Raw genomic sequence first — 2,120 nt, forward strand, 5'->3', positions numbered from 1 at the left:
CGTCCGCGCACGAGTTTCCGAGTGCCCCCCGGCAACTAATAACACTGTACCACATATTCAATTCACTTGCACATAAAATAAAAAGTCGCCCTACAAGGGCGAGGCTTTAAACCCAATTTTTCGGTAACGTCGGCGTTATCCAGTTCACAAGCTGACAGGGAAGTTTGCTTTTGCTTCACAAAGCAAAGCTGGCGCAACGCAACGCTGACGCGAAACGCATATTTCGGAGCGTAGCTCTCACTGCCCGCCATAGCTAAATTTAACGCTGCATTTCCTACAGAATGCTTCCCTACGGGATGCTACGCAAACGCAAACCAGTCTAGTTCGCGCTAGCGTTGCAAAGCAATCAAAGCTAAAATTGCAGTGTTCGCAATTTGATTACGCACTCTGATGAAAACAGAGATTCGCGATTCAGTTCCACAGTTAGAGCAAGTCTTAGAGCTAGGAAACCATCTATCAACAATGTTTAGTTGAGAACCGTATAACTCACACTTGTACTGCAACTGTTTACGAAATTTATAAAAGCCTATATCAGCAACAGCCTTAGCTAGCTTTGGCTAGGCCATCATTCCCGATACATTGTCATACTTCTATTACTATCTGACTGTGGTTTTTAGCTAAATAAGTAGTTAGTTTATACAATGTATATTTACGAAGTTTTTGGGATTTTTTTAAGTTATGAAGCGACAAGTCTAATATTAAGCGCTCAATTATAAATTAAAACTTGATGACTAAGTTTTAATAACTTCAGTGATTAGCTATTGTTTTTCTTCAAACCGAAAGCAGAAGCAGCAGCTACCACACCTAAACCTAACATTGTTGCAGGTTCAGGAACTCTTTCTTTGGTTCTTAGAGTTAATGACCAAGAAGAACCTGTGTCACCAGAAGTTTCCATCAATTGACTAGTGAAACCACCTTCAACTTTGTAAGTTGTCCCCATATCATCTGTGATGGTTCCCATCAAGTCATACATGATGAATGCACGGAATTCACCTGCAAAAGTTATAGAATCAAGGTCAAAAGTGAAGGGAGCATTATCATCAAAAGTGAAAAAAGAATCAACAGGACCTCCAGGAACATCTAACGGACCAATATCAACTGAACCAGCATCACCTTCTAAGAATCCCAGAACTCCTGTTCCAAAGTACTCAATATCATCGTCGGAAAACTCAATGGTATCAGCATCTCCGATAAAACCTTTTTCATTAGATATATTCAGAGTGCCGGTAAATGCTTGAGCTTCAGTGGCAATACCAAAAGCAACACAGCTTGTTCCAATAGTAGCGAGTGCAATTTGTTTTAGGGACTTAGCGATCATTTTTGACTCCTGGTTTTTTATATTTGATGATTAATGTCAGTATTTTCTGTTAGTAGAACAGTTTTATTCATACAAATTAAGCCGATAAAACTGTTGTCTAACAATCTTTCGTGTTGTAGATATTTATAGGTTAAAATCAGTTTTAATAACTTCAGTGATTAGCTATTGTTTTTCTTCAAACCGAAAGCAGAAGCAGCAGCTACCACACCTAAACCTAACATTGTTGCAGGTTCAGGAACTCTTTCTTTGGTTCTTAGAGTTAATGACCAAGAAGAACCTGTGTCACCAGAAGTTTCCATCAATTGACTAGTGAAACCACCTTCAACTTTGTAAGTTGTCCCCATATCATCTGTGATGGTTCCCATCAAGTCATACATGATGAATGCACGGAATTCACCTGCAAAAGTTATAGAATCAAGGTCAAAAGTGAAGGGAGCATTATCATCAAAAGTGAAAAAAGAATCAACAGGACCTCCAGGAACATCTAACGGACCAATATCAACTGAACCAGCATCACCTTCTAAGAATCCCAGAACTCCTGTTCCAAAGTACTCAATATCATCGTCGGAAAACTCAATGGTATCAGCATCTCCGATAAAACCTTTTTCATTAGATATATTCAGAGTGCCGGTAAATGCTTGAGCTTCAGTGGCAATACCAAAAGCAACACAGCTTGTTCCAATAGTAGCGAGTGCAATTTGTTTTAGGGACTTAGCGATCATTTTTGACTCCTGGTTTTTTATATTTGATGATTAATGTCAGTATTTTCTGTTAGTAGAACAGTTTTATTCATACAAATTAA

General features: G+C 38.8%; 3 protein-coding genes. All 3 read right to left on the minus strand.

Annotation, left to right across the window (positions count from 1 at the left end):
* Nucleotides 1-329 precede the first annotated feature (329 nt).
* The 3 genes from F6K23_RS42810 to F6K23_RS05405 all read right to left on the minus strand — a co-directional run bounded on the left by F6K23_RS42810 (nucleotide 330) and on the right by F6K23_RS05405 (nucleotide 2,040).
* Entirely contained in the window at nucleotides 330-503 is a 174-nt protein-coding gene (locus F6K23_RS42810) for a zinc ribbon domain-containing protein (RefSeq protein WP_375340736.1), read from the minus strand.
* Between the two features lie 251 nt (nucleotides 504-754).
* Nucleotides 755-1,318, minus strand: coding sequence for a PEP-CTERM sorting domain-containing protein (locus F6K23_RS05400; protein ID WP_293151666.1), 564 nt, complete (start codon nucleotides 1,316-1,318; stop codon nucleotides 755-757).
* A 158-nt stretch (nucleotides 1,319-1,476) separates the two neighbouring features.
* Nucleotides 1,477-2,040: a PEP-CTERM sorting domain-containing protein gene (locus tag F6K23_RS05405; protein WP_293151666.1), complete on the minus strand. Its 564-nt coding sequence runs from the start codon at nucleotides 2,038-2,040 to the stop codon at nucleotides 1,477-1,479.
* Between the last annotated feature and the right edge of the window lie 80 nt (nucleotides 2,041-2,120).

It is taken from the genome of Okeania sp. SIO2C9, assembly GCF_010672455.1.
In the GTDB taxonomy this organism is placed as follows: domain Bacteria; phylum Cyanobacteriota; class Cyanobacteriia; order Cyanobacteriales; family Microcoleaceae; genus Okeania.

Excerpts from the sequence above, each read along its gene's own strand:
- F6K23_RS05400 (WP_293151666.1), bottom strand. The coding sequence starts at position 1,318 with ATGATCGCTAAGTCCCTAAAACAAATTGCACTCGCTACTATTGGAACA.
- F6K23_RS05405 (WP_293151666.1), bottom strand. The coding sequence starts at position 2,040 with ATGATCGCTAAGTCCCTAAAACAAATTGCACTCGCTACTATTGGAACA.